19 protein-coding genes and 1 tRNA gene are annotated in these 20,259 nt (G+C 63.0%); 4 read left to right on the top strand and 16 right to left on the bottom strand.

Annotated features, from left to right (window positions below; translation table 11 throughout):
• Positions 1-11: 11 nt before the first annotated feature.
• The 3 genes from AAHK21_RS11745 to AAHK21_RS11735 form a co-directional block, all read right to left on the bottom strand.
• Positions 12-1,694, bottom strand: coding sequence for an NAD(P)/FAD-dependent oxidoreductase (locus tag AAHK21_RS11745; RefSeq protein WP_102681915.1), 1,683 nt, complete (start codon positions 1,692-1,694; stop codon positions 12-14).
• 160 nt (positions 1,695-1,854) lie between these two features.
• On the bottom strand, positions 1,855-2,169 hold the full coding sequence (locus AAHK21_RS11740) for a DNA-binding transcriptional regulator (protein WP_023630006.1): 315 nt from the start codon (positions 2,167-2,169) through the stop codon (positions 1,855-1,857).
• Positions 2,147-2,509: a toxin gene (locus AAHK21_RS11735; RefSeq protein WP_367857306.1), complete on the bottom strand. Its 363-nt coding sequence runs from the start codon at positions 2,507-2,509 to the stop codon at positions 2,147-2,149. Before AAHK21_RS11735 ends, AAHK21_RS11740 begins: the two co-directional genes overlap by 23 nt.
• Before the next feature lie 452 nt (positions 2,510-2,961).
• On the opposite strand from AAHK21_RS11735, the gene AAHK21_RS11730 reads away from it, so the two are divergent.
• Positions 2,962-3,252: a DUF3077 domain-containing protein gene (locus AAHK21_RS11730; protein WP_028689051.1), complete on the top strand. Its 291-nt coding sequence runs from the start codon at positions 2,962-2,964 to the stop codon at positions 3,250-3,252.
• Positions 3,253-3,257: 5 nt separating this feature from the next.
• Here the strand turns inward: AAHK21_RS11730 and AAHK21_RS11725 are convergent, their stop codons facing one another.
• The 9 genes from AAHK21_RS11725 to rpsU form a co-directional block, all read right to left on the bottom strand.
• Positions 3,258-3,719 carry an Lrp/AsnC family transcriptional regulator gene (locus tag AAHK21_RS11725; RefSeq protein ID WP_367857305.1) on the bottom strand — a complete coding sequence of 154 codons (462 nt, stop codon included), beginning with the start codon at positions 3,717-3,719 and terminating at the stop codon, positions 3,258-3,260.
• Positions 3,720-3,879: 160 nt separating this feature from the next.
• Entirely contained in the window at positions 3,880-4,251 is a 372-nt protein-coding gene (locus tag AAHK21_RS11720) for a hypothetical protein (RefSeq protein ID WP_367857304.1), read from the bottom strand.
• Positions 4,252-4,381: 130 nt separating this feature from the next.
• Entirely contained in the window at positions 4,382-4,708 is a 327-nt protein-coding gene (locus tag AAHK21_RS11715) for a helix-turn-helix domain-containing protein (RefSeq protein ID WP_094011513.1), read from the bottom strand.
• Complete coding sequence (locus AAHK21_RS11710; RefSeq protein WP_367857302.1) at positions 4,692-4,946, bottom strand: type II toxin-antitoxin system RelE/ParE family toxin; 255 nt, start codon at positions 4,944-4,946, stop codon at positions 4,692-4,694. The genes AAHK21_RS11715 and AAHK21_RS11710 overlap by 17 nt, the downstream gene beginning before the upstream one ends.
• 158 nt (positions 4,947-5,104) lie before the next feature.
• A tRNA-Ile gene (locus tag AAHK21_RS11705) sits at positions 5,105-5,181 on the bottom strand.
• A gap of 17 nt (positions 5,182-5,198) precedes the next feature.
• A complete protein-coding gene (locus AAHK21_RS11700; RefSeq protein WP_367857301.1) occupies positions 5,199-8,942 on the bottom strand; it encodes an EAL domain-containing protein in 3,744 nt (1,247 codons plus the stop codon).
• Between the two features lie 120 nt (positions 8,943-9,062).
• Positions 9,063-10,913 carry an RNA polymerase sigma factor RpoD gene (gene rpoD, locus AAHK21_RS11695; RefSeq protein WP_046857390.1) on the bottom strand — a complete coding sequence of 617 codons (1,851 nt, stop codon included), beginning with the start codon at positions 10,911-10,913 and terminating at the stop codon, positions 9,063-9,065.
• A 67-nt stretch (positions 10,914-10,980) separates the two neighbouring features.
• Positions 10,981-12,969 carry a DNA primase gene (gene dnaG / locus AAHK21_RS11690; RefSeq protein WP_046857389.1) on the bottom strand — a complete coding sequence of 663 codons (1,989 nt, stop codon included), beginning with the start codon at positions 12,967-12,969 and terminating at the stop codon, positions 10,981-10,983.
• 278 nt (positions 12,970-13,247) lie between these two features.
• Positions 13,248-13,463, bottom strand: coding sequence for a 30S ribosomal protein S21 (gene rpsU / locus AAHK21_RS11685; RefSeq protein WP_003255575.1), 216 nt, complete (start codon positions 13,461-13,463; stop codon positions 13,248-13,250).
• A gap of 205 nt (positions 13,464-13,668) precedes the next feature.
• Here rpsU and tsaD point away from each other — a divergent pair, with 205 nt between their 5' ends.
• On the top strand, positions 13,669-14,694 hold the full coding sequence (tsaD, locus tag AAHK21_RS11680) for a tRNA (adenosine(37)-N6)-threonylcarbamoyltransferase complex transferase subunit TsaD (RefSeq protein ID WP_046857388.1): 1,026 nt from the start codon (positions 13,669-13,671) through the stop codon (positions 14,692-14,694).
• 25 nt (positions 14,695-14,719) lie between these two features.
• Here the strand turns inward: tsaD and plsY are convergent, their stop codons facing one another.
• Positions 14,720-15,289 carry a glycerol-3-phosphate 1-O-acyltransferase PlsY gene (plsY, locus tag AAHK21_RS11675; protein WP_046857387.1) on the bottom strand — a complete coding sequence of 190 codons (570 nt, stop codon included), beginning with the start codon at positions 15,287-15,289 and terminating at the stop codon, positions 14,720-14,722.
• Between the two features lie 74 nt (positions 15,290-15,363).
• Between plsY and folB the strand changes: the two genes are divergently transcribed.
• Positions 15,364-15,720: a dihydroneopterin aldolase gene (folB, locus tag AAHK21_RS11670; RefSeq protein ID WP_367857300.1), complete on the top strand. Its 357-nt coding sequence runs from the start codon at positions 15,364-15,366 to the stop codon at positions 15,718-15,720.
• Complete coding sequence (gene folK, locus AAHK21_RS11665) at positions 15,711-16,220, top strand: 2-amino-4-hydroxy-6-hydroxymethyldihydropteridine diphosphokinase (protein WP_367857299.1); 510 nt, start codon at positions 15,711-15,713, stop codon at positions 16,218-16,220. The genes folB and folK overlap by 10 nt, the downstream gene beginning before the upstream one ends.
• A gap of 47 nt (positions 16,221-16,267) precedes the next feature.
• On the opposite strand, the gene AAHK21_RS11660 is transcribed toward folK, so the two are convergent.
• From AAHK21_RS11660 to AAHK21_RS11650, 3 genes are read right to left on the bottom strand one after another with little or no spacing between them, the layout of a single operon-like run.
• On the bottom strand, positions 16,268-17,362 hold the full coding sequence (locus AAHK21_RS11660; RefSeq protein ID WP_367857298.1) for a multifunctional CCA addition/repair protein: 1,095 nt from the start codon (positions 17,360-17,362) through the stop codon (positions 16,268-16,270).
• Between the two features lie 60 nt (positions 17,363-17,422).
• Positions 17,423-18,991 (bottom strand): SpoVR family protein, encoded by a 1,569-nt coding sequence (locus AAHK21_RS11655; protein ID WP_367857297.1) that lies wholly within the window; start codon positions 18,989-18,991, stop codon positions 17,423-17,425.
• The gene (locus AAHK21_RS11650) at positions 18,988-20,259 is read right to left on the bottom strand and encodes a YeaH/YhbH family protein (RefSeq protein ID WP_046857382.1); all 1,272 of its coding nucleotides are present in this window, start codon (positions 20,257-20,259) and stop codon (positions 18,988-18,990) included. Before AAHK21_RS11650 ends, AAHK21_RS11655 begins: the two co-directional genes overlap by 4 nt.

The following is a 20,259-nucleotide window of genomic DNA, read 5'->3' as shown; positions in this document are numbered from 1 at the left end:
TACTCCTTCACTCAGTCGGCCAGGGCGATCGGACCGATCTCGTGGAACACATCGCCCGGGCCGGGGTTGTCCGGGTGGGTCTGGCCACCGAAGTGGTTGATGATACCCCACACGGCATTGAGCGATGTCTGCACCGCGCCTTCGACCCAGGCCGGGGTCCACGATACGTCGTCACCGGCGATGAAGATACCGCGCTGCTCGGCGGGCATGTCGGCCTGCATGAAGTGCGCGTACATGCGCTGGTTGTAGCGGTAGTGGCCCGGCAGCGCGCCCTTGAAGGCGCCGAGGAAGTGCGGGTCGGCCTCCCACGAGATGGTGATCGGATCGCCGATGATATGCCCGGCGATATCGGTCTTGGGGTAGATCTTCTTCAGCGCGTCGAGGGCCAGTTGCACGCGCTTTTCGGTCGGGTGCGGCAGCATCTTCAGGGCGTCGCTCATCCAGGCGTAGGACAGGCAGATCACCCCCGGCTTGTCGTCGCCGTTGTCGAACAGGTAGGTGCCGCGGGTCAGACGGTCGGTGAGGGTCATGCTCATCAGGTCGCGGCCGGTCTGCGGGTCCTTGTCCTTCCAGAATGGGCGATCGACCATGACGAAGGTCTTTGACGACTGCATGTAGCGGGTGCGGTCCAGGGCCATCCACATCTTCTGTGAGAACAGCGACTCCTCGCAGTCGATCTGGGTGGTCAGCAGCCAGCTCTGGCAGGTGGTGAGCACAGCAGCGTAGTGGCGCACGTCACCGTAGTTGTCGGTGACCGCCAGGCGACCATCGCTGGCGCGGGCAATGCGCTTGACCCCGGTGCGCGGCGCGCCGCCATGCAGCGTGCTGAGGCTGGTGCCCGCCGGCCAGTGGGCGCAGCGCTCCGGTACATGGCGCCAGATGCCCTGCGGCACCTGCTCGACGCCGCCGACCACCAGGTGCTGGTGGTCGTCGCAGTTGGTCATCACCACGCGGAAGATTTCCAGCATCGAGTTGGGGAAGTCCGAGTCCCAGCCGCCGGTGCCGAAGCCCACCTGGCCGAACACTTCGCGGTGCTGGAAGCTCAGTTTGGCGAACGAGCGCGAGGTGGCGACGAAGTCATAGAAAGTGCGGTCGTCCCACAGCGGCACCAGCTTGTTCCACAGGTCTTTCAGGCGCGGTACGTCGCGGTCGCGAATGGCCTGCTGAATGTCGGCGAACTGCGCGCCGCTCTCCAGGGCGTCGGCCCAGGCGTCGGCCACTTCGTGGAACAGTTGTGGCAGGTCGGCGTACTTCTCGGCGTAGTAGGTCTGGCCTTCCAGGTCGATCACAGTACTCCCCGAGGCCGGCGTCAGCGGGTTAGGGAAGGGCTTGGTCTCCAGGCCCAGCTTGTCGACGTAGTGGTAGAAGGCGGTGGACGACACCGGGAAACGCATGCCGCCCAGTTCGGCGACGATGCCGTCGGTGCCGTTGAACACCTGCGAACGCAGCCTGCCACCCAGCTTGGAAGCTTCGTACACCACGGGCTTGAGGCCCAGCTTCATCAACTCGTAGGCCGCCACCAGCCCGGCAATACCGCCACCGACGATCGCCACCTCTTCGCCATGGCGCGCCTCGGGAATGCTGCCCAGGCCGGCCGGGTGCTCCAGCCAGTCGTCGAAGGCGAAGGGGAAGTCCGGGCCGAAGATGGTGATGGGTTTCTTGCCGTCGGCGGGGTGGCGGTTTTTCTTGTTCATGTAATGACCTTGCCAGGGGCTGCGCAGGGGGCGGAGCCTGAGTATAGAGAATGCCTGGTGGCCATTTTATGAAGTGGGGTGTTCGTTATTAAGGTGAAAATTGACGTCGTTATGTGATTTGTTTCGTCTTGATGATTGATGTTTATTAAAAAATGACGAATCAGCTCAATGACGCCAGGTGCTCGACGGTTTCAGGGTACTTCTGCACCAGCCGAATCAGCGCCACGGCCTGGGCGTTGGGCTTGGAGCGGCCTTGCTCCCAGCTCTCCAGGGTGCGGGCGTTGGTGCGCAGGTACGCGGCAAACACCGCCCGGGACATGTTCAGGCGCTGGCGCAGCTCGGTCAGTTCATTGGGGGCCAGCGGGGCCAGTTCCTCGAAGGCTACCTTGTGCGAACGCAGGGTCAGTTTGCCGGCGCGCTCATCGGCAAGGGCGTCGAAACCTTCGGTGAGTTCAGTGAAGATGTTGCGTGGCATTGGTCGTCCTCATCAGGTATTCGCGTTCAAGCAGGTTCTTCAGGGCCTGGCGTTGCTGCGGTGTCAGGTCATCCTGGACTTCCTTTCCGTAAAGCGTGAAAAGCCAGAACTGCAGCCCGGCCTGCCACCAGTAGTAGATGATCCGGGTGCCGCCTCGCTTGCCTTTATGGCGTAGTGCATCGGCGAAACGCACCTTCCTGGGGCCGCCCGTTCCCTTGATGACGTCACCCGCATGGGGATGCAGAAGCAGTACGCGTTGCAGAGACCGGAAATCTTCATCGTCCAGATACTGGCTGCGAAAGCGCTCGAAAGCGGGCAGCTCGATAAATAGGGCATCCATTTTTGTACGTGATCCGCGTATAGTTTGTGATGAGGTTTGTGCTACGTCAATAGGGCATATGTCATCAGCCTAAACGTGGATCGAGGGAGTGCTGGCGGGGGAGAGTTGCCGGATATGTCATTGGGAGGATGCTAGGTTTTTGTTTGTCAGACCTTTTCCTACAGACGTGAAATTTAACGAGACCTATCCTACAAGCCCTGTCGCTCCGGTCTGGCTGTGCGGGTAAACCTTCGCGGTTAACTTCAGCCGGTCACCGCATATTCGGTGATCGGGCGTGAGAACCCGGCGATCAAACTGGAGGCATGCTGTCATGGCAGCTGTGCGCGGGCAGGTTTTGCCTGGCCGGAATGTAGCCTCCAACTTCGCCGGTTCTCACCTCGCGCATGGCTGCCACCCATTCCCGTGAGAAGGTTGCGTGGTGGCTTCCTTGAGCCGGTAATGGAGGCAACACCATGAAAAAGATCGTCCCCGACCCACCCCTCGCCCTGAACCCAACTACCGAGCAGTCCTTCTGCTCCTGCCAGTCCAGCCATCCCCCTATCTTCACCGTACGCCCCGGCGTCGATGCCGCCGACGCCCTGGTCCACGCCAGCATGCTGGCCCGGGCCATCCAGGAAATCGCCGACGACTATGCCCAGCACCATGCCCCCGAGGCGGGGCGGGCGATGATCTGGTCGATCCTGCATTCGGCGGAAACGGTACGGGCGCTGCTGGAGGGGCTGCTCGACGCGATGGAGGCCTGAGGGCCTCAGCCTGGCTGCCCGCGGTCCACCTTGCTGCTGAGGATGATCGACGTGGTGGTCTTCTCCACCCCGTCGAGGCTGCCGATCAGGTCGAGCAACTGGTCCAGTTGCTCCGGTGAGTCGCTGAGCAGCCAGGCCACATAGTCGAATTCGCCACTGACCGCGCACAACTGCTGGACCTGCCCCATGGCGCTCAGGTGGCGCACGATGTCCTTGCCCGAGCGTGGCTGCGCCTTGATTCCCACGTACGCCTGCAGGCCGCCGCCGATCAGGCGTTGCCCCAGGCGCACGCCATAGCCGGTGATCACCTTGTTGCGTTCCAGGCGTTCGAGTCGCGAGTTCACCGTGGTACGGGCGATCCCCAGTTGGCGGGCGAGCGTGGCGACGCTTTCGCGGGCGTTGATCTGCAACAGGGAGATCAACTGGCGATCGACTTCGTCGAGGGTTATAGCGCGGGCGTCTGGCATGGCGAGTCTCGGCATAGGGTGCACTAGCCTAGCCAGCCTGGGGCCGATGAGAAAGAGGCGGGTGGAACATTCGAAGCAGGCGTGAGGTGAAGTCACGCTACGCCAACAGCCTTGGGCCAGGCACTGAAGGCGCCTGCCCCAAGGCTGTCGCTGGGTTTTATCAGCGTGACGCGCTGGTCTGCGCCGTGGCGCAAGGCGACTTCAGGCCAGCAGTCATGCTCTCGACATTGTCGAGCATCTGGTTGCCTTTGTTGACCTTCTGCGCGTTCTCCGCAAGCTGCATGCGTTGGTCATAGGTGGCTGAAGTGCCATTCATGCTGTTCTTGGTTTCGAGTACCGAGTTGGCGATGCTGAGCAGGCTGCGGCCGGTGGATATCAGGTTGTCGGTCGCACTGGGTGTGCACGGGGCATTGCCGCCGGCCATCTGGCTAGGCTGCTGGCCCTGGTTGTAGGAGCCCGGTGCCACGCAACCTGCGAGCGTGGCCAGCATCGGTACAATGAGCAGGGTCCCAAGCGTTCCTTGGATATTCATGTGACGTTCCCTCGATCACTGGGCTCCGACCCGGTGCCGAAGCGATGGAGGGATTCTAGAAACGCGGCAGTGATGGCGAAATAGAACGGGTGTGCTAAAGGCACTTTGCCGCTGGTCAGAGCGACCCGAACTACAGATCCAGAGACTGCACCGGTATACCCAGCGCTGCCGCGATCTTCTCGCGGGTAGCCTTGCGTGGCCGTTCGGCCGCTTCTTGTTGGGCGTAGGCTGACTGGGATATACCCAGGCGCTCTGCTACTTGAGCCTGGGTGAGGTCCAGATGCTTGCGCCACGCGCCGATGGGGGTCAAACCGTCTTTGACCATGTAGCCCACGACTGCATTGGGCACCAAGTCATCCTTTGGGCGGCTGGAGATGTAGTCGGCGTAAGGGAGCACGACGAAGGCTGGCCGGCCATCCGCCCCGTTGATGATCTGTACGTTAGTAGGTGTGCTCATCGCGCTTCTTGACCTCTTCGATATTTACGATCTTCACCCCGCCGTCCCAGTCGAAAAGGATGCGGTAGTTCCCGACCCGTAGCCTGTAGCCATACTGATGATTGACCAACGTCTTGACGTTCTGGACGTTCGACATGTGAGCCAGTGCCTGGGCGGCATCGTAGATCTTGGGCTGATCGGCCTTGTTGATCTTCCTGAGCTGTTTGACTGCCTTGCGTGACCAGCTGATCGTGCTCATGCCCATTCCACCTTGCTCCCAAGGTTGAATTATAAGTTATTTATAAGCTTTGTCGAGATGGGGCAGGTGGTCGCAGTTGGCATGAAGGGGCGATCTGGGGCCGGGGCGGGGTACGGCTGACAAACACACGAAAGCCGCGCAGTGCGCGGCTTTGAAGGTGGTGGGCCCACACGGACTCGAACCGTGGACCAAAGGATTATGAGTCCTCTGCTCTAACCGACTGAGCTATAGGCCCTCAGCAGGAGCGCTGGATTATAACGAGGGTTTCGATAGCGTGCCATCCGAAAGATCCGTTTGTGCTATGCGAAGAAAGGTCGCCGCGAATTCGTCCGGCGGCAGGGGCAGGCTGACGATGTAGCCCTGGATCTGCTCGCAGCCTTCGGCGGCGAGGAAGCGCTGCTGCGCCTGGTTCTCCACGCCTTCGGCAATGATCGTCAATTGCATGCTGCGGCCCAGGGCGATGATCGCGCGGGCGATGGCGGCGTCGTGGGGGTCGTCGGGCAGGCCGCGAATGAACGACTGGTCGATCTTGAGGATGTCCAGCGGCAGGCGCTTGAGGTAGCTGAGCGAGGAGTAGCCGGTGCCGAAGTCGTCGATGGCCAGCTGCACGCCCAGCTGCTTGAGTTGGTGCAGCACGCTCAGCGCCTCTTCGGCCTGGCTCATGATGAAGTTTTCGGTGATTTCCAGTTGCAGGTCGCCCGCCTTGAGCTGGTAGTTGCGCAGCAGTTGTTCGATGCGCCGGGCCAGGTTGGGCTGGCGCAGCTGGGCGCCGGCGAGGTTGATCGAGAGCGGGCCGAAGGCGTGGTAGGTCTTTTTCCAGCTGTGCATCTGCCGGCAGGCCTGTTCCAGCACCCAGTCGCCAAGTTGGAGAATGGTGCCGTTCTCCTCGGCCAGGTGAATGAACTGCTCGGGCGGCACGTCGCCGAAGGTTGGGTGGGTCCAGCGAATCAGCGCCTCGGCGCCCACCAGGCTCTGGGTCTTGAGGCTGAACTTGGGCTGGTAGCACAGGCTCAGCTCATTGCGCTCGATGGCGCGGCGCAGTTCGTGCTCCAGGGCGATGCGCTCGCTGGCCTGGGTGGTCAGTTCGCGGGTGTAGGCCTCGACCCGGTTGCGGCCCTTGGCCTTGGAGCGGTACATGGCGGCGTCGGCATTGCGGATCAGGTTGGCGACATCGGTGCCGTCTTGTGGGTACAGGCTGATGCCGATGCTGGCACTGGTGAAGAACTCATGCTCGCCGGCCTGGAACGGTGCGTGGAAGCCGGCCAGCAGCTTGTTGGCGATGGCGCTGGCGTCGCTGGGCTTGTGCAGGCCGGGCAAAAGGATGATGAACTCATCGCCGCCCAGGCGGGCCACGGTGTCGACATCGCGCACCTGCTCCTTGAGGCGTTGGGCGATGCCCTTGAGCAACAGGTCGCCCACCGGGTGGCCGAGGCTGTCGTTGATGTGCTTGAAGCGGTCGAGGTCGAGGAACAGCACCGCGCCCTGGCGGTTGGATACCTGGGCGCAGCTGAGCGCGGCCTGCAGGCGGCTTTCGAACAGGGCGCGATTGGGCAGGCCGGTCAGTGGGTCGTGGTGGGCCTGGTAGTCGAGCTTGGCCTGGGCATGCTTGAGGCTGGAGATGTCGGCGAATACGGCGACGAAGTGGGTGATCTCGCGTTCGTGGTTGCGCACGGCGCTGATGGTCAGCCAGCCGGGGTAAAGCTCGCCGTTCTTGCGCTTGTTGTAGATCTCGCCCTGCCAGTGGCCTTCGGCGGTCAACTGGTGCCACATGGCGACGTAGAAGGCGCTGTCGTGCTGGCCGGAGGCGAGCAGGCGCGGAGTCTGGCCGAGGGCTTCGATTTCGCTGTAGCCGGTGATTTCGCTGAACGCGCGGTTGACCGCGCTGATGCGCTGGTCGGTGTCGGTGATCAGTACGCCCTCGGCGGTGTTTTCGAACACCGTGGCGGCCAGTTGCAGCTTCTCCTGCATCAGGTGGCGTTCGGTGATGTCGCGGGCGATGGTCAGCATGCAGTCGACGCCGCCGATGGGCAGTGGCCGGGCGGACAGTTCGCAGAGGCGAATCTGCCCGTCGCTGCGGCGGATATGGCAGCTGAAATCGCGCACGAAACCGTCACGCTGCAGCTGATCGACCAGGCGTTGGCGCTCGTTGAGGTCGACCCAGATGCCCAGGTCCAGCGAGGTCTGGTCGACCGTTGGGCTGATGTCGTAGCCGGTGAGACGGCAGAAGCCTTCGTTGACCTCCAGCAGCAGGCCATCGCTCTGGCGTGACAGCAATAGGCCATCGGGTGAGGCATGGAAGGCCTTGGCGAACTTCTCCTCGGAGGTCTGCAGTTGCTGTTGGGTTTCCTTCAACTGGCTGATATCGCGGATCGCCACCACCAGCGCCGGCATGCCGTCGAGGTCGAAGGTCTCGGCTGAGGTCAGCCCGGTGAACAACTCGCCGTTGTTGCGGCGGAAGGTCATTTCCAGGTTGCGGATGCCGCCGCGATGCAGGCGCTCGAGCAGGGCCGGGCCGGTACCGGCCACGCCCCACAGGCCCAGCTCGGTGGCGGTGCGGCCGATCACTTGCGCCGGACTCAGGCCGATCAGTTCCTCGAAGGCTTCGTTGACCTCCAGCAGGCAGCCGTCGCTGTGCCGGGCGATGATCAGGATGTCCGGGCACTGCTGGAATACCGAGGCGAACTTCTGCTCCGACAGGCGCAGGGCATCTTCGGTGTGCTTGGTTTCGCTGATGTCGATCATCAACCCGCGCATCAGCGACTTGTGGCCGTGTTCGATCATGCTGACGATGTTGCGCACCCATAGCGTATGGCCGTCGGCGCGGATCACTCGGTAATCGAGGCTGTGGTCGCGCCCGGCGGCTGTTTCGCTGTCGCAGTAGGCCTGCGCCCACAGGGCATCTTCGGGGTGCAGGATGCTGCGCCAGAAGCCCGGCTTGAGCCATTCTCCCGTCGGGTAGCCGAGCAGGTCCTCGGCGTGCGGCGACACATAGCTGTAGCTGAAGTCGTTGGCATCGGCTTCCCAGGCCACCGCCGACAGGCTCTCGATCAGGCCGCGGTAGTGATACTCGCTGCTGCGCAGTTCCTGTTCGAGGGCGATGCGTCGGGAAATCTCCGAGCTCAGTCGGCGGTTGATGCGGATCACCACTGCCAGGATGGCCATCAGCACCAGCACGGCCGGCAGGCCATAGAGCAGCACGTCGTGCCAGAAAGTCCGTTGGTCGACGACATTACCCACCCAGCGTTGCTGAATGTGGCTGACTTCACTGCTGCTCATGTCGGCCATTACCTTGTCGAGGATGCCGACGAGCATCTTCTGTTCCCGCGGCACGGCCATCGCCAGCTGGTAGCGGTACGGCGTTTCTCCGCTTACATACAAACCGTCGAGCTTGAGCTGGCGCAGGCTCCAGATACTCGAGGCAAGGTCGCCGACCACCGCGTCCACCTCGTCGGTAGCCAGGGCCTGCAAGGCGGAGCTGACATTGGGCATGGCCACCAGGTTGAGGTCCGGGTGGTGGGTGCGCAGCAGCTCATGGGGGGCGTAGTTCTCCACCACGGCGATCTTCAGGCCGTAGAGGTCCTTGAGGTTGCGCGGTTGCGCGCCGCCGGAGTGGGCGAGGATGACGATCGGGAAGTCCAGGTAAGGGCGGGTGAAGGCCAGGTAGCCCTGCCGTTCCGGTGTGGACATGATGCCGGGTAGCAGGTCGAGCCGGTTGCTGCGTGCCTGCGCGAGGACTTCGGTCCAGCTGCTGGGCTCGATCGGCTTGAGGGTGATCCCCAGGCGTTCCTGGATCAAGGCGATGTAATCGGCGGCCAATCCCTGGTAGCGACCTTCCTGGTCGCGGAATTCGAACGGCGGCCATGAAGCATCGACGCCCAGGCGCAGCTGCGGGTGGGCGCTGAGCCAGGCTTGTTCCTCGTCGGTCAGGGTCAGGGCGCCGGCCGTTGTGTTCCAGGCGAGCAGGATCAGCAACAGGAAGGCCGGCATCAGGGGCATAGCGGCCTCTCGATCAGGGGGTCTGATTCGAGTGTAGACGGGCTTCCCGCCCGCTGGGTAGACAGGGGCCATGACCTTCTGTCACATAAGAAAAACCCCGGCCTGGGCCGGGGTTCGTCTTTACTCGTCGAGGAAGGAGCGCAAGTGCTCGCTTCGCGTCGGGTGGCGCAGCTTGCGCAGCGCCTTGGCTTCGATCTGACGGATCCGCTCGCGGGTCACGTCGAACTGCTTGCCGACTTCTTCGAGGGTGTGGTCGGTGTTCATGTCGATGCCGAAACGCATGCGCAGCACCTTGGCTTCACGTGCGGTCAGGCCCGAGAGCACGTCACGGGTCGCTTCCTTGAGGCTTTCGACCGTGGCCACGTCGATCGGGGACTGCATGGTGGAGTCCTCGATGAAGTCGCCCAGATGCGAATCTTCGTCGTCACCGATCGGGGTTTCCATGGAGATCGGCTCTTTGGCGATCTTCAGTACCTTGCGGATCTTGTCCTCAGGCATTTCCATGCGTTCGCCCAGCTCTTCCGGGGTCGGTTCGCGACCCATTTCCTGCAGCATCTGGCGGGAAATACGGTTGAGCTTGTTGATCGTCTCGATCATGTGCACCGGGATACGGATGGTGCGCGCCTGGTCGGCGATCGAGCGGGTGATCGCCTGGCGGATCCACCAGGTGGCGTAGGTCGAGAACTTGTAGCCGCGACGGTATTCGAACTTGTCCACCGCCTTCATCAGGCCGATGTTGCCTTCCTGGATCAGGTCGAGGAATTGCAGGCCGCGGTTGGTGTACTTCTTGGCGATCGAGATCACCAGACGCAGGTTCGCCTCGACCATTTCCTTCTTGGCGCGGCGAGCCTTGGCTTCACCGATGGACATGCGACGGTTGACGTCCTTGATCTCTGCGACGGTCAGGCCGGTCTCGGTCTCGAGGTCGATCAGTTTTTGCTGGCAAGCGACGATGGCGGCGTTTTTCTCACCCAGGGCTGCGGCCCATTTGGTGTTGCGCTTGGCCAGGTCACCGGACCAGGTCTGGTCGGTCTCGTTGCTCGGGAACAGGCGCAGGAAGTCGGCACGCGGCATGCGCGCGTCACGCACGCACAGTTGCATGATGGCGCGTTCCTGCTGGCGCAGACGATCCAGGGCACCGCGTACGCGCTCGACCAGAACGTCGAACTGCTTCGGCACCAGCTTGATCGGCATGAACAGGTCAGCCAGCGCCTGCATGGCGCTGATGCTGTCTTTATGGCCTCGACCGTGCTTCTTCAGCACTTTGAGGGTATCGACCAGCTGATCCTTGACTGCACCGAAACGCTGGGCGGCAACGACCGGATCCGGACCGCTTTCGGCCTCTTCCTCGTCGTCGCCATCGGCGTTCTCTTCGTCTTCGTCGTCGCTTTCTTCCTTCGCGGCAGCGGCCTTGGCACCCGGGATCGGTACTTCTTCGGTCGGTGCGGCGATGTTGTCGTCAGGGTCGATGTAACCGCTGAGGACGTCGGACAGACGGCCACCTTCGGAGGTGACGCGATCGTATTCGCCGAGGATGTAGTCGACAGTACCCGGGAAGTGAGCGATGGCGCCCATGACTTCACGGATGCCTTCCTCGATACGCTTGGCGATTTCGATCTCGCCTTCACGGGTCAGCAGCTCGACGGTACCCATTTCGCGCATGTACATGCGCACCGGGTCGGTCGTGCGGCCGATATCGGTCTCGACAGCCGCCAATGCGGCGGCGGCCTCTTCGGCTGCGGCCTCGTCAGTGTCGGCTTCCGCCAACAACAGGGCATCCGCATCCGGAGCACTCTCGAATACGTTGATCCCCATGTCGTTGATCATGCGGATGATGTCTTCCACCTGCTCCGGATCTGAAATATCCTCTGGCAGGTGGTCGTTGACCTCCGCGTAAGTCAGGTAGCCCTGCTCACGACCGCGGGTGATCAACTCTTTGATACGAGATTGCTGTTGCGCTTTTCCGGACATAACACCCTATCCACTGAAGGTCTTGGCGGGCAAAAAACAAGCCGAGGATTATACCCGAGCATGGACCTCACGCGCCAGATGAGGTCGGGTTTTGTGCGGGAACATTACGGCTCAGCAGGGTAAGCAGCTGAGATTTTTCCTCTGTACTCAGTTCACTTAGACGCGCTTTCCTGAGCAGATGTTCCAGGCTGCGCTCGCGTTGGCGAGCGGACAAGCTAGTTATAGTGTCGAAAAACTGTTGTTCAAGGTTGTCGGCATCGATCAACCATTCCTTTTCCGCCAGGGCGCGCAGCAGGCGACCCTGTTCGGTCCCGTGCCAGCGTGCGATCAGCTGCATTGAGCTTAGCTTAGGATTCTTCTGCGCGGCCTCGATGAGGGCCACCAGCAGTTGGCTGTACAGTTGTTCTTCGTCGGCGAAGTGGCTGGCATCCTCGACCTTGCCGGCCAGCAGCGGGTGATGCAGCAAGGTGCGCAGGGCCGAGAGCGTCGGTGGTTCCACTGGCGCGGGTACCCGTGGCGGCGCTTCGCCGCGCTGGCCATCGCGCTGCCACGGCTTGCCACCTTTCTTGTCCCAGGGTTTGCCGTCCCACTGCTTCTTGCCGCCACCTTTGTTCGGCGTCCAGGGGCGTTGCTCCTGTTGTGGCGCGGCATAGTCGGGCTGGTAGTGCATGTCACCATGGTCAGGCGCGTAGCTTGCCATGGCGTCGTAGTCATAGCCGGGGTCGTAATCAGGCGCGCTGGGTGCTGGCGCGCTCTGGGCCAGTTGCTCCATCTGCTGTGGGTCGAGGCCGGTAATGTCTTTCAGGCGGTTGCGCATCAGTTGGCGCAGGTTGGCGCCTGGGACCTTTTCGATCAGCGGTGCGGCCAGCGTCACCATGTGCGCCTTGCCTTCCAGCGAGCGCGGGTCGGCCTCGTTGCTCAACTGCTCGAAGAAATAGTCGGCCAGCGGCTGGGCGTGCTGGTTGATGCGGGCCTGGAAGGCATCGGTGCCTTCGGCGCGCACCAGGCTGTCCGGGTCTTCGCCTTCTGGCAGGAACAGGAAGCGTGCGCGGCGACCGTCCTGCAGGCTCGACAGGGTCGCCTCCAGGGCGCGCCAGGCGGCCTTGCGGCCGGCCTGGTCGCCGTCGAAACAGAACAGCACGCTGGGTACCACGCGGAACAGGCGCTTGAGGTGCTCCTCGCTGGTGGACGTGCCGAGGGTGGCCACCGCATTGCGCAAACCCTGCTGGGCCAGGGCGATCACGTCCATGTAGCCTTCGACGACGATGATCTCGTCGAGGTTGCGGTTGTGCTTGCGTGCCTCGTACAGGCCGTACAGCTCCTGGCCCTTGTGGAACACCGGGGTTTCCGGGGAGTTCAGGTACTTGGGCTTGTCGTCGCCCAGTACCCGGCCGCCGAAGGCGATGACCCGGCCGCGGCTGTCGCGGATCGGGAACATCACCCGGTCGCGGAAGCGATCATAGCGCTTGCCGCTTTCGGCGTTCTCGATCAGCAGGCCGGCGTCGATCATCACTTTCTGTTGCAGCGAGTCGGCACCCAGGTGCTTGAGCAGGTTGTCCCAGCCCGGCGGCGCGAAGCCCAGGCCGAAGTCGCGGGCGATCTCGCCGGACAGGCCGCGCCCCTTGAGGTACTCCACTGCCGCCTTGCGGGTGGCGTGGCTGCGCAGGGCCTGGCGATAGAACTCGCTGGCCGCCTCGAGCAAGGGGTACAGCGGCGAGTCGGTCGGCTGGCGTGGCTTCTGCCCGCGGCGGCCTTCCTCGCGGGGGACTTCCATGCCGGCCGCGCGGGCCAGCTCCTCGACTGCCTGGGGGAAGTCCAGGTTGTCGTGGTCCATGACAAAGCCGAGGGCGTTACCCCCAGCGCCGCAACCGAAGCAGTAGTAGAACTGCTTGTCGGGGCTGACGGTGAAGGAGGGGCTCTTTTCCTTGTGGAACGGGCAGCAGGCGGAAAGATTCTTGCCGGTCTTTTTCAGCTGGATGCGCGAACTCACCACATCGACGATGTCGGTGCGGTTGAGAAGGTCATCGATAAAGCTCTGGGGAATCAGCCCGGCCATGGCAGCCTCGTCATCTGGCAACTGGCAAGTCTAAACGCTTGTGCGCGGGTTTGGCGTGGGGTCTCGCAGGAAGAGGTGTGTGCTCGTCGGTAGCCGGTGAGGGCTCGTCAGAAAAGACGTGCACGCCTGGCCAAAGACCAGTTCTGACGCGTTGAGGCAGGTTGCCCATGGCTTTTGCCGGGGCGCCCCAGGCGCATGGCCAAGGGTTTCAAGCAACCGCTACCATAAGCCCGGCACGAGGCCGGGCATGGCAGAAGCTTTGCGTAGAACGGCTGTACTTAGTACAGACGAACGGCGCGGCGCTGTTCGCGCTGAACTTTCTTCGCGTGACGCTTAACAGCGGCAGCGGCTTTGCGCTTACGCTCGGCGGTCGGCTTCTCGTAAAACTCGCGGCTACGAACTTCAGCCAGTACACCGGCTTTTTCGCAGGAGCGCTTGAAACGACGCAGAGCTACGTCGAAGGGTTCGTTCTCTTTAACTTTGACGGCTGGCATCCAGGGCTACCTTAATTCATTACCGGGGTAGACGTGCTCCTGGCAAAACATAAGGTGTGCTGGAGAACGTCGGTTTTCAAGGGTTGCGGATGTTAACCCTTAGCTGGCCGGAATGCAAAGCCTCTGATCGAAAACCGCTGGTCGGCACCGGGTACGGGGACTATCATGCGCGCCTTCGAATTCAGCCTCCACAAGGCACGGACCCATGCTAGTACTGGGATTGGAAACATCCTGCGACGAAACTGGCGTCGCATTATACGACAGTGAACGCGGCCTGCTGGCCGACGCGCTGTTCAGCCAGATCGACCTGCACCGCGTCTATGGCGGCGTGGTGCCCGAGCTCGCCTCGCGCGATCACGTCAAACGCATGCTGCCCCTGATTCGCCAGGTGCTGCAGGAGGCCGACTGCGTCGCCACCGAGATCGACGCCATCGCCTATACCGCGGGCCCGGGCCTGGTCGGCGCGCTGCTGGTGGGCGCCTCTTGCGCCCAGGCACTGGCGTTCGCCTGGGATATTCCGGCGATCGGTGTGCACCATATGGAGGGCCATCTGCTGGCGCCGATGCTCGAAGAGCAACCGCCGCAGTTTCCGTTCGTCGCTTTGTTGGTTTCAGGTGGCCATACCCAGCTGGTTCGGGTCGATGGCATCGGCCAGTACGAACTGCTGGGCGAGAGCCTGGACGACGCCGCCGGCGAGGCGTTCGACAAGACCGCCAAGCTGATCGGCCTCAATTATCCGGGTGGCCCCGAGATCGCCCGCCTGGCCGAACAAGGCACGCCCGGGCGCTTCGTGTTCCCGCGGCCGATGTGCGACCGCCCCGGCCTGCAGTTCAGCTTCAGCGGCCTCAAGACCTTTGCCCTGAATACCTGGCAGCAATGCCGCGATGCCGGGGACGACAACGAGCAAACCCGTTGCGACGTGTCGCTGGCGTTCCAGCAGGCGGTGGTGGAGACTCTGACCATCAAGTGCAAGCGCGCCCTCAAGCAGACCGGCCTCAAGCGCCTGGTCATCGCCGGCGGCGTGAGCGCCAACAAGGCCTTGCGCGTTTCCTTGGAGGAGATGCTGGCCAGCATCAAGGGCAACGTCTACTACGCCCGCCCACGCTTCTGCACCGACAACGGTGCGATGATTGCCTATGCCGGTTGCCAGCGTCTGTTGGCCGGGCAGCAGCAGGACCTGGCGATCAGCGTGCAGGCGCGCTGGCCGATGGAGCAGTTGCCGGCAGTATGAGGTGAGCCGGGCTTGTGCGAACGCATCAGAAGTGGCGTTCGCGCCCGGCGAACAGGTCACGCAGGTTGCGGCGGTGGCGCCAGACGATCAGCACCGTCAGCACGGTCATCGGCAGCAGCGCCTCAGGCTCGCGCCAGGCCAGCAAGGGCAGCGTCAGCGGTGTGGCGATCAACGCTGCGAGCGAACTGGTGCGGGTCAGGTAGAAGGTCAGCAGCCAGGCGCCGATGGCCAGCAGGGCCGCTGGAAAGTACAGCGCCATGAGCATGCCGGCGGCGGTGGCCACGCCCTTGCCGCCTTTGAAGCGGAAGTACACCGGGAACAGGTGGCCGAGCACCGCGCAGATGCCTACCCAGGCCTGCTCTTGCTGGTCGAGGCCGGCCAGGCGTGCCAACAGCACGGGCAACATGCCCTTGCACAGGTCGCCGAGCAGCGTCAGGATCGCCAGTTTGCGGCCCGCCAGGCGTAGCATGTTGGTGGCGCCGGCATTGCCGGAACCGCTGGAGCGCGGGTCGGGGCTGCCACTGAGGCGGCTCAGGACAATGGCGAAGGACAGAGAGCCGAGCAGGTAGGCAAGCAGCGCCAGTGACCAAAACATGCTAACTATTCCGGGCGAGGACGCCCTGATTCTAACGGCGCCCGTCGCCCTTGTCGTGCTGTGGAGAGAAGTGCTTGGACAGAGTGTTCATCGAAGGCCTGGAAGTCGATACCGTGATCGGCGCCTATGACTGGGAGCGGGATATTCGCCAGTGCCTGCGCCTGGACCTGAGCTTCGCCTGGGACAACCGCCCGGCGGCGGCCGGTGACGACCTGGCGCTGGCACTGGACTATGCCAGTGTCTCGGCACGTATCCAGGCGTTCTCCGAACAGGCCCGTTTCGAGCTGGTCGAGACCTTCGCCGAGCGCTTGGTCGCGGTGTTGATGGCGGAATTCAACATTCCCTGGGTGCGCCTGAAACTCACCAAGCCGGGCGCGGTACCGGCGGCCCGTGGTGGTGTAGGCGTGGAGATCGAGCGCGGATGTCTCTGAGCACGGTATACCTTGGGCTGGGCAGCAACATCGAGCGTGAGCGGCACTTGTGCGCCGGGCTCGATGCCCTCGCCGGCATCCTCAAAGGCATGCAGTGTTCTGCGGTGTTCGAGAGCCAGGCCGTGGGGATCAAGAGTGGCCCGTTCTACAACCTGGTGGTGCGCGGGCGCACCGAACTGCCGCTGCTGGAACTCGATCGCCGGCTCAAGTTCATCGAGGCCGACAATGGCCGCTACGCGCCGGACCGCAAGGGGCTGCCGCTGGATATCGACGTGCTGATGTTCGATGACCTGTGCGGGACCTTCGATGGCCTGGTGCTGCCGCGCGCGGAGATCCTGAAGAACGCCTTCGTGCTCTGGCCGCTGTCGTTGCTAGCCCCGGAGCTGGTGCACCCGGGCGAGGGCAAGTCCATGGGGCAGTTGTGGCAGGAAGCGCGCATCGAGCAGGTACTGGCGCCGGTACCGTTCGAATGGCGCGGGTTGCAGTTGACCCCTGCTTAGCCTGCGCCGGCCTCTTCGCGGGTCTACCTGCGAAGAGGCCGGGCAGATCAAGCAGCCTTGTAGGCTTCGAGCGCTTTCAGTCGCTCACCTTTGAGCGCTTCGCCCAAGCCCTGGCCGGCAAGCCCGGCTTCCAGCAACGGCTTCACATCCACGGCACGCGCCGCTTCAGCGGCCCCGCGCAAGTACTCGCCTTGTGGATAACCTGAACCCAGCGCTGCCATCTCGCAGGCGGCGATGAAGTCCTCGAAGCGCTGCGGCCGTCGGTACACGTCAAACTTCTGCAGCATCTCCAGCAGGCTTGTAGGTTCCAGCTGCGGAGCCTGGTCCGCCCGCTCGGCAAACTCCCCCACCAGCATCGCCAGCTCCTGGCATTCACGCGGGGCCTTGAAGCGCTGGTTCAGCGCCTTCAGCGCGGCAGGTTGCAGTCCGCGTAGCAGGCACGCCCAGCGCACCGCCAGCGGCTGCTGGTGCCTCGCCGCCTGGTGCAGCGCGGCCAGTGTACTGGCGCCCTCAAGCTCGGGCATCAGCTCGCTCAACCCGCCGCAGCTGCGCAGCACCTCAATGAATACCTGCGGCTCGCTTTCCATCAATGCGCGCTCGATCTCCTTCCAGCTGCGCTCGGCGGTCAACGCCTGCAGTTCGCCCGATTCGGCGATCTGGCGCATCAGCTGCAACGTCTCGTCGGCCACCCGAAAGCCCAGCGGTGCGTAGCGCGCGGCAAAGCGGGCAACGCGCAGTACACGCAGGGGATCTTCGGCGAATGCCGGGGAAACATGGCGCAGGAGGCGCTGCTCGAGATCTGCCTTGCCATGGTAGGGATCGTGCAGGTTGCCGTGCTCGTCCTCGGCCATGGCATTGATGGTCAGGTCGCGACGAACCAGGTCCTCCTCGAGGGTGACTTCGGGGCTCGCGTGGAAGGTGAAACCACCATACCCGCGCCCGCTCTTGCGTTCGGTGCGGGCCAGGGCATATTCCTCGCCCGTCCTGGGGTGAAGGAATACCGGAAAATCGGCACCGACCGGGCGAAAGCCCTCGGCCTGCATCTGTTCGACCGTGGCGCCGACCACCAGCCAGTCGATGTCGCTGACCGGACGGCCGAGCAGGCGGTCGCGCACGGCGCCGCCAACCTTGTAGATCTGCATGTGGAACCTCCATTACTGGCGACAGGATACCTTGTCGACGGCAATGGAGGTGGGCTGCCGCTAGAGGTGGTGCACCACGGCCAGGTCCATGCGGCCGTAGTCGCCGGCCTCGCTGTGCTCGCCGCGTGGCGGCATGTGGTGGGTCTTCATTACCTGATCGCCCTGAACGGTCTCCAGGTGGATATCGAAGCCCCACAGGCGGTGCAGGTGCTTGAGCACCTCTTCGGTGGAATCACCCAGGGGTTTGCGGTTGTGCTGCTGGTGGCGCAGGGTGAGCGAGCGGTCGCCGCGGCGATCGATGCTCCAGATCTGCACGTTGGGTTCACGGTTGCCCAGGTTGTACTGGGCGGCCAGTTGCTCGCGGATGGTGCGGTAGCCGGCTTCGTCATGGATCGCCGGGACCAGCAGGTCGTCACGCTGGTCATCGTCGAGGATGCTGAACAGCTTGAGGTCGCGCATCACCTTGGGCGACAGGTACTGCAGGATGAAGCTTTCGTCCTTGAAGCTGCTCATGGCGAACTTGATGGTCGAAAGCCAGTCACTACCGGCGATGTCCGGGAACCAGCGGCGATCCTCCTCGGTGGGGTCCTCGCACATGCGACGGATGTCGGTGTACATCGCAAAGCCCAGGGCGTAAGGGTTGATGCCGCTGTAGTAGGGGCTGTCGAAGCCTGGCTGGAACACCACGCTGGTATGCGACTGGAGGAACTCCATCATGAAGCCTTCGGTGATCAGGCCCTCGTCGTAGAGATCGTTCATCAACGTGTAGTGCCAGAAGGTCGCCCAACCTTCGTTCATCACCTGGGTCTGGCGTTGTGGGTAGAAGTACTGGGCGATCTTGCGCACGATGCGCACCACCTCGCGCTGCCAGGGCTCGAGCAGCGGGGCGTGCTTCTCGATGAAGTAGAGAATGTTCTCCTGGGGCTCGGCCGGGAAGCGCGCATCGTCCCTGTCGCCACCCTTTTCGGCGCCCTTGGGAATGGTTCGCCAGAGGTCGTTGATCTGCCGTTGCAGGTGTTCTTCACGCTCCTTCTGCCGGCGCCGTTCCTCTTCGGCGGAGATGGGGTAGGGGCGTTTGTAGCGATCCACGCCATAGTTCATCAGCGCATGACAGGAGTCGATCAGGTCCTCGACGGCGTCGATGCCATGACGCTCCTCGCACTGGGCAATGTACTGCTTGGCGAACACCAGGTAGTCGATGATCGAACTGGCGTCGGTCCAGGTGCGGAACAGGTAGTTGCCCTTGAAGAAACTGTTGTGGCCATAGCAGGCGTGGGCGATCACCAGTGCCTGCATGCACATGGTGTTTTCTTCCATCAGGTAGGCGATGCACGGATCGGAATTGATCACGATCTCGTAAGCCAGGCCCATCTGGCCCCGACTGTAGGACTTCTCGGTACTGAGGAACTGTTTGCCGTAGGACCAGTGGTGATAGCCCAGCGGCATGCCGACCGAGGCGTAGGCGTCCATCATCTGCTCGGCGGTGATGACTTCGATCTGGTTGGGGTAGGTATCCAGGGCGTAGCGGGCGGCCAGGCGACTGATCTCGCGGTCGTACGTCTGGATCAGCTCGAACGTCCATTCGGAGCCGGTGGAAATGGGTTGGCGTCTCTGCTCTCTGGCGGTCATGTGGCTAACCTGCGCTGGAAGAGTTCACGGAAGACCGGGTAGATATCGCCGGCCGATACCAACTGCTGCTGGGCGAAGGTGTCGGGAAATGCTTCGCCGATGCGCTCGTACTCATACCACAGCGCCTGGTGTTCGCGTGGGGTGATCTCGACGTAAGTGTAGTACTGCACATGCGGCATGATCTGGTTGGCGAGGATGTCGCGGCAGATCGGCGAATCGTCGTTCCAGTTGTCACCGTCCGAAGCCTGGGCGGCATAGATGTTCCAGTCGCTGGCCGGGTAGCGCTCGGCCATGACTTCCTGCATAAGCTTGAGCGCGCTGGAGACGATGGTGCCGCCGGTCTCGCGGGAGTAGAAGAACTCTTCCTCGTCCACTTCGCGGGCGCTGGTGTGGTGGCGGATGAACACCACCTCGATGCGGTCGTAGTTACGCTTGAGGAACAGGTACAGCAGGATGAAGAAGCGCTTGGCGATGTCCTTGGTAGCCTGGGTCATGGAGCCGGAGACATCCATCAGGCAGAACATCACCGCCTTGGAGCTGGGGTTGGGCTGCTTGATCAGCAGGTTGTACTTGAGGTCGAAGGTGTCGAGGAAGGGCAGGCGATTGATGCGCGCCTTGAGGCGCTCGATCTCGGCCTCGGTATCCTGGATATCGGTGAAGTTGTCGGGCTCTTCGACCTTGAGTCGGTCCAGCTCCTTTTGCGCCTCGCGCAGCAGCGCGCGGCTGCTGCCGGTCAGGGCGATGCGACGGGCGTGGGCCGAGCGCAGGGTACGCACGATGTTGATGCGCGAAGGGTTGCCCTCGTTGGCAATACCGGCGCGCACGGTCTTGAAGGTGTCGGCACCGGTAAGGTGGCGTTTGACCAGGTTGGGCAGTTCCAGGTCTTCGAACATGAATTCGAGGAATTCTTCCTGGGTGATCTGGAACACGAAATCGTCCATGCCCTCGCCGGAGTTGCCGGCCTTGCCGCGCCCGCCGCCACCGCCGCCACCTTGTGGCCGGGCAATGTGTTCGCCGGCGGTGAACTCCTTGTTACCTGGGTGAACGATGGTCTGCTTGCCGCCGCGGCCGTGGTGCAGCACCGGTTCGTCGATGTCACGCCCCGGGATACTGATCTGCTCGCCGTGCTCCATGTCCATGATGGAGCGGCGGCTCACGGCCTCTTCGACGGCTTTCTTGATGTGCTCGCGGTAACGCCGCAAGAAGCGCTGGCGGTTGACCGTGCTCTTGTTCTTGCCGTTCAGGCGTCGGTCGATAACGTAGCTCAT

Origin of the sequence: Pseudomonas sp. TE50-2 (assembly GCF_040813665.1) — a bacterium.
Classification (GTDB): Bacteria; Pseudomonadota; Gammaproteobacteria; order Pseudomonadales; family Pseudomonadaceae; genus Aquipseudomonas; species Aquipseudomonas soli.
The sequence above is the reverse complement of the archived record's forward strand: the minus strand, read 5'-3'. Positions and strand labels throughout refer to the sequence as shown.